Below are 6,894 nucleotides of genomic sequence, written 5' to 3'. Positions count from 1 at the left end.
AGCGGCGGTAGTTCTAGCTGAGCAGCTCTTAAAAAATGGCTATGCACTGGCGGATTTATGAGGGGATCCTTCAGTGCTCAACGTCAGCTTCAGTAAACAGCGGTTCTAGCGGCGGTAATTGTTGCTTGTCGCGCCGTTTATTCACCCGATCCGCATCGCGTTGTTGCAGCATAGCGGCATCGCGCAGCAGAATTTCGCATAGTTCAGCGGTCGCTTGGTGGGTATAGATGGGGCCATCGAAACCCTGTTTGACCAGTGCTGGCAGGCGGCCTGAGTGATCAATATGAGCATGACTTAGCACCACACAAAATATCTCACTCGCCTCAAACTCAAACGGCTCGCGATTACGCGCCACATCGGTTTTACCGCCCTGAATCAAGCCGCAATCGAGTAGCAGCTGCTGTTGATGCAACGTTAATAGATGGCATGAGCCAGTCACCTCTTCGGTGGCTCCAAGAAACTGTAAGGTCATCACCATAAAGCACCTCCACCAGTGTTGGCGGGTTCAGCCACATTCGGCATATCGTTACTTTAAGGGTAATGGGGAATTGGCCAAGTTGCTCGACGAGCATAGAAAAATCATGCAGCGCGCTGCCAACATAGTGTGCCGCATGACCATTGAGCAGTAATGTATTAACAGCCCGTCCGATGAGTGGCCGCGTTGTTGGCCGGTAACGCGAACGAAATGAGCCAAGTAAACAGTAATAATAGCGAGCTAGCCCACAAACATGCCGTTAAGCCCGCTTGCTGAAATAACCACCCAGAAAACACGGTTCCCAGCAGCCGCCCTGCGGCGTTTGCCATGTAGTAAAAGCCCACATCAAGCGACACGCCATCATCACTGGCGTAGTGCACAATCAAAAAACTGTGCAGTGACGAATTCACCGCAAACACCACACCAAACAGCAATAAGCCGCCGATGACCGTCCACTGTGATGACCAGCCAGCCGCCAAGCCAAGTGCCATTACTGCTGGCACCAGCATTAGCAGCATCACCCAAAAAATGGCTGCGCCTCGCCCCGGTACCGAAGTTTTTGAGCCGCGCGCGCCAGTAATATTGGGCGCAACGGTTTGCACAATGCCGTAAGCAATAATCCAACTGGCGAGGAAACCGCCCACCGCCCAGTGATCCCAGCCAAATTGATCGGCGAGATATACCGGCAACGCCACCACAAACCACACATCACGCGCGGCAAACAAACATAAGCGGGCGGCGGAGAGAATATTCACGGCTCGGCTTTTGGAGAAGATATCGCGAAACTTAGGTTTATGTTTCGCTTTGCCCAATTCGCTGGTTAACAGCCACAGCGAGCCCAGCCACACCAGCAACAACATCGCTGCCAACGCCAGTACCGCGCCTTGGAAACCAATCAGTGTCAGCAACGCACCACCAACAAAGAAACCGATCCCTTTGAGCGCATTCTTCGAGCCGGTCAGCAGCGCGATATAACGAAACAGCACGCTGTCTTGTGATTGCCCTTGTTGTGCCTGTGGTAACAAGGTTTTCACCGCGCTTTTGGCACTCATTTTATTCAGATCTTTGGCGATGCCGGACAATGCTTGCGCCGCCATCACCCACGCCACACTAAGCCATGCGCTGGGCACCAACAGCATTAACAACGCGACAACCTGCAGACCTAGGCCGATGTTCATGGTGCGATTGAGGCCAATGCGCGCACCGAGCCAGCCGCCCACCAAATTAGTGACCACGCCAAAAAACTCATAAAACAGAAACAACATGGCAATCGCTAACGGGCCGTATCCCAACGCGTTGAAATACAACACCACCAACATACGCAGCGCGCCGTCTGTCAGAGTAAAGGCCCAGTAATTCCCCGTGATCAGCAGATACTGCCGCACCGCAGCTGTCGCTTGACTCATGCCCCATTTCCCGCATCGATACGCGCCAGCATACGCACGAGCTCAGCGGTACGATTGGCGTAACCCCATTCATTGTCATACCAGCAGTACAACTTCAGTTGAGTGCCATTCACCACCATGGTCGACAAGGCATCAATGATGCAGGAGCGCGGGTCAGTTTTATAATCGACAGATACCAGCGGTCTTGCTTCATACCCTAAAATTCCCTGTAACTCGCCTGCGGCGGCCGCGTTTAAAGCCGCATTGACTTCCGCTTCGGTGACGGCTCGATTTAACTCAAAAACACAGTCCGTCAGCGATGCGTTCGCCAACGGCACCCGCACCGCATGGCCATTCAGTTTGCCTGTTAACTCAGGGAAAATATGGGTAATCGCTGTGGCGCTGCCGGTGGTGGTTGGGATCAGACTTTGGCCACAAGCGCGAGCGCGCCGCAGATCTTTATGCGGTGCATCCAAAATGGTCTGCGTGTTAGTGATATCGTGAATGGTGGTCATCGAACCGTGCTTGATGCCAAACTGTTGATGGATCACTTTCACCACCGGCGCTAAGCAGTTAGTGGTGCAGGATGCCGCCGTCACAATTCGGTGTTCCGACGCATCATACGCTTGATGGTTCACCCCCATCACAATGTTCAGCACGCCCGCTTCTTTCACTGGCGCCGTCACCACCACCCGCTGCACGCCCTGTGTCAAATATTGCTGTAGCAGCGCGGTTTGCCGCATCTTGCCGGAGGCTTCAATGACGATATCGCAACCGGACCAGTCGGTATCGCTGATCGCGCTATTGGCCGTCACTTTGATAGTGTGATTGTCGACGGTCAGCGAGTCCGCACGGCCACTTATCGCCCGTGGCCAACGGCCATGTACTGAATCAAACTCCAGCAGATGCGCTAACGCCACGCCATCGCCGGCGGGATCGTTAATCTGCACAAAGGTTAACTCAGGCCAGTCCCACGCCGCCCGCAATGCCAAACGCCCCATGCGCCCAAAACCATTAATACCGACTTTTATTGCCATGTTTCACCTGTCGAAAGTTGCCAATTACTGGCACGATTAGTTCATCTTGTTGATTGGAGTAAGCGGTTATTGCGACAGCCAAGCCGTTATCTGCGCTTTCGTCGGTATCGAGCCGCTATGCACCACCTGCTCGTCAATCACCACCGCGGGCGTGCGCATTACGCCGTAGCCCATGATGACCTCAACATCGGTCTCTTTACTGACCTGCGCGGCAACGCCCAACTCGGCCACCACTTCATTAATCAACGCTGCAGTGTTAATGCACCTACTACAACCACTACCCAACACTTTGATCTGCTTCATCTTTCTATCCTTAGTTTGCTATGTGTGCAGCCATGGGCTCAGTAAGTTAAACAACCAGCCAATCAGCGTAAACGTACAGAGTAAAATCGCTAGTACGGTCACTAACAAGCGCCACTGCATCACCTGCTTGAGTAACACAAATTCAGGGAAACTGGCCGCTACCGTAGCCATACAAAACGCCAGCGTGGTGCCGATGGGCAAGCCATGCTGCAGTAGACTTTCCATCACTGGCACAATCCCAGTGACGTTGGAGTACAAGGGCACACCAAGCAGCACGGCTAATGGCACCGACCACCATTGCCCTTGGCCAAGATGTTCCATCACCCAACCTTCTGGCACAAAACCGTGCAACGCCGCACCTAAACCGACTCCCACCAGTACCCACAGCCACACGCGGCCCAAAATATCTCGAGTTTCCTGCTTGGCAAATTGATGTCGCTGCTGCCAGGTCAGCCATTCGGCCTCCCCCACTTGCAACGCTTGCTGCTGTCCTCGTTGCAGTGCTTTGGCCGCGAACGATTGCAACCAGCGCTCGGCATGGATAGCATCCAAAAAAGCGCCAGCACTGATGCCTACCAGCATCCCCACCACGATATACATCAGCGTAAATTGCCAGCCCAACATGCTAAGCAGCATCAACACTGCCACCTCGTTAATCAAAGGTGAAGTCAACAAAAACGCCATGGTGATGCCAAGTGGAATACCGGCACTGGTAAACCCTAAAAATGCCGGAATGGAGGAACAAGAACAAAATGGCGTGATCGCGCCAAAAGCTGAGCCGAGTATGTAGCCCGTCGTCCGATGTTTGCCTGCCAGATAATCACGCACCCGCTCGACATTTAACGCGGCACGCAATAAGGCCAATAGATAAATCATCACCACTAACAGGGCAAAAATCTTGGTCGTGTCTTCCACAAAAAAATGCAGTGCCGCACCAAAGCCTTGTTCCGGCGTTAGCCCTAATATGTGATAAACCAACCAATCAGCCAGCTCGGTAAAGATGGCGAACATGTTACGGACTCCTTACGTTTCGGCCTGATAATGACCGAACCGCCTATGATTCACGCCACAGTATTTTGTCATTAATCACAGCAACGTCCCGGCCGTGAGGTCATCTGCGCCAATCGCTGCAACGGCTCGGCCAGCAGTTGTTGATTACCCGCTAACGCGGCTTGCATGATCTCATCACACCAAGGCGGTAACTGCTCATCAAAACGATAGAACACCCACTGCCCTCGGCGTCTATCTTGCAAAATGCCCAGTTTGCGCAGATTAGCGAGATGACGTGACACCTTAGGCTGACTCAATGCCAGCGCTTCAGTCAGCTCGCACACACATAGCTCACCTGAGTGTTGGAGCAGCAACATACTCAGCAAGCGAGTTTCATCTGCTAAAGACTTAAAAAACTCTAACGGTTGCACTTTGTTCTCCTCATCGTGCATCGACATGGCACTAAGTATTGTCAGAGCTGCGACCTTTGTTGATCGTGTTTTGTCGCAGCTAGAGCATTAAGCCAAGGCAGCCCCTGTAAGATGTACTGATTTAGCCCCGAACCAAAGCCATATATGCATAAAAGCATATGCGCCTTACCATATATAACAAGTGTAGATGTCAGTTTTGTGAACTGAAGAACAATCGGTAAAAACCACGAACAAATCGCCCTAAAAAATTAGTTAGCGTTACAAATTATTTTTCCGATTTTTGAGCACATTATGCAGCTAAACTCAGCAGTATTTATGGCCAAAATCTCGCGTATTTACTGAACAGCAACCCAATTAACAAGGCTGTAAAATCAATATAAGCCACTGTTTAAAATCAATATTACATATAATCAATGAATAAACTCATTAAATCAAAGTTGATATATCGTCATAGATAATGAATAATATTGCCTCACCAAAATCATTCGAACACTAATTAATTTTGTGTAATTAGCCTTCAAATGATTTTGTTCTTAAGCCATCTAACTGACGACTTAAAACAGGAGAATCAGTGATGAATGCCAACAACAGTCAGGAGTCTGACAGTCATTCAATTCACCCACGCCACCACCGCAACATCCAAGAAAGCCTGACGTACCTTTTGCAACTGAGTTGCTTTTGGTTAGTGCTGGGAAGCTACGTTTACCCCTTCTTTAAACAGAAACTAAATCGAGCTTTTAATCCTCAATAACAGGCAAAAAACAACATGGATTACTCAACATATATCTCTTTGGCCATCTACTTTTTGGTCATGCTAGCGATCGGCCTTTTTGCCTATCGCAACTCTACTGACGACATTTCTGGTTATATTCTGGGTGGACGTAATGTCAGTCCACAGGTTACCGCCCTATCTGCTGGCGCCTCTGACATGAGTGGCTGGATGCTGATGGGCTTACCCGGTGCCATGTTTAAGCAAGGCTATGCCACGGTCTGGATCGCCATTGGTCTGGTCATCGGTGCCTTGTTTAACTATCTGCTAGTGGCGCCGCGATTACGGATTTACACCGTGGAAGCGGATGATGCGTTAACCCTGCCAGACTTTTTCAGTAAGCGCTTCGGGCTGGAAAACGGCGCAGTGCGGATTATCTCCGCGACAGTCATTATTCTGTTTTTCACCCTGTATACCTCAGCCGGGCTAGTGTCTGGCGGTAAGCTGTTTGAAAGTGCCTTTGGTTTGAACTACCAATTGGGGCTGCTGATAACCGTCGGCGTTGTGGTGGCATACACCCTGCTGGGCGGGTTCTTGGCGGTCAGCATGACCGACTTTGTACAGGGCTGCATCATGTTTGTGGCGCTGGTGTTAGTGCCCTATGTGGCCTACACCAAGTTTGATGGCTCAGCGGATCTGTTGGCCAATGCGCGCAGTACCATCGATTCCGTGTCAGGTATGACAGACATCGGTATTGTCGCCATAATTTCTAGTCTCGCTTGGGGTTTAGGCTATTTTGGTCAGCCACATATCATTGTGCGCTTTATGGCTATCCGCTCAGTGAAAGACATTAAAGTGGCACGCAACATCGGTATGAGCTGGATGTTAGTGACCATTTTAGGTGCATTAGCTACGGGTTTGGTCGGTGTAGCTTATGTGCATAAATTTGATTTGATTCTTGGAGACCCTGAAACCATCTTCATCGTGTTCTCACAAATTCTGTTCCATCCGCTGATTACTGGTTTCTTATTAGCCGCTATCTTGGCCGCGGTGATGAGTACTATCTCTAGCCAGTTGTTGGTGTCTTCTAGCTCGCTGACTGAAGACGTATACCGCGCGGTATTCAATAAAGATATTGATGACAAGCAGGTAGTTAACATCGGTCGTATCGGCGTATTTGCTGTGGCAGCAGTCGCAACGCTACTCGCGCTAGACCGCTCAAATAGCATTTTGGATCTGGTGAGTAACGCATGGGCAGGCTTTGGGGCCGCGTTTGGTCCGCTGGTGTTGCTGTCACTGTTCTGGCACAAGATGAACCATAGCTCAGCAATTGCAGGCATTGTCTCCGGTGCGCTCACCGTGCTGTTCTGGATTTACGCCCCAGTGCTGCCTGACGGTAAAACATTGTCGAGCGTGATATACGAGATCATCCCAGGCTTTATCGTCAGTACCACCGCTATTGTACTGGTCAGCCACTTTGGCCGCGATCCATCGCGCGATGTGCAGCAAACGTTCCACGAAACCCGAGAAAAGCTGGAACAAATACGCTAATACTCTGATTTCG

General features: G+C 50.7%; 6 protein-coding genes and 1 pseudogene. 1 reads left to right on the top strand and 6 read right to left on the bottom strand.

What is annotated here, in order from left to right; genetic code table 11:
- Nucleotides 1-76 precede the first annotated feature (76 nt).
- From ACN0TT_RS02495 to ACN0TT_RS02470, 6 genes and pseudogenes are all read right to left on the bottom strand, one after another.
- Nucleotides 77-478, bottom strand: a pseudogene (locus ACN0TT_RS02495) (MBL fold metallo-hydrolase); the annotation flags it as partial.
- A 155-nt stretch (nt 479-633) separates the two neighbouring features.
- Entirely contained in the window at nt 634-1,881 is a 1,248-nt protein-coding gene (gene arsJ / locus ACN0TT_RS02490) for an organoarsenical effux MFS transporter ArsJ (protein WP_417760552.1), read from the bottom strand.
- Nucleotides 1,878-2,897, bottom strand: coding sequence for an ArsJ-associated glyceraldehyde-3-phosphate dehydrogenase (locus ACN0TT_RS02485; protein WP_417760551.1), 1,020 nt, complete (start codon nt 2,895-2,897; stop codon nt 1,878-1,880). The genes arsJ and ACN0TT_RS02485 overlap by 4 nt, the downstream gene beginning before the upstream one ends.
- 66 nt (nt 2,898-2,963) lie before the next feature.
- A complete protein-coding gene (locus tag ACN0TT_RS02480) occupies nt 2,964-3,200 on the bottom strand; it encodes a thioredoxin family protein (protein ID WP_417760550.1) in 237 nt (78 codons plus the stop codon).
- Between the two features lie 18 nt (nt 3,201-3,218).
- Complete coding sequence (locus ACN0TT_RS02475) at nt 3,219-4,211, bottom strand: permease (RefSeq protein ID WP_417760549.1); 993 nt, start codon at nt 4,209-4,211, stop codon at nt 3,219-3,221.
- A gap of 71 nt (nt 4,212-4,282) precedes the next feature.
- Nucleotides 4,283-4,621, bottom strand: coding sequence for a metalloregulator ArsR/SmtB family transcription factor (locus ACN0TT_RS02470; RefSeq protein ID WP_417760548.1), 339 nt, complete (start codon nt 4,619-4,621; stop codon nt 4,283-4,285).
- Nucleotides 4,622-5,387: 766 nt separating this feature from the next.
- On the opposite strand from ACN0TT_RS02470, the gene putP reads away from it, so the two are divergent.
- A complete protein-coding gene (putP, locus tag ACN0TT_RS02465; RefSeq protein WP_417760547.1) occupies nt 5,388-6,881 on the top strand; it encodes a sodium/proline symporter PutP in 1,494 nt (497 codons plus the stop codon).
- The last annotated feature ends 13 nt before the right edge of the window (nt 6,882-6,894 follow it).

Origin of the sequence: Shewanella sp., from assembly GCF_048265805.1 — a bacterium.
Lineage (GTDB): Bacteria > Pseudomonadota > Gammaproteobacteria > Enterobacterales > Shewanellaceae > Shewanella.
This window is presented reverse-complemented; position numbering and strand designations above follow the sequence as displayed.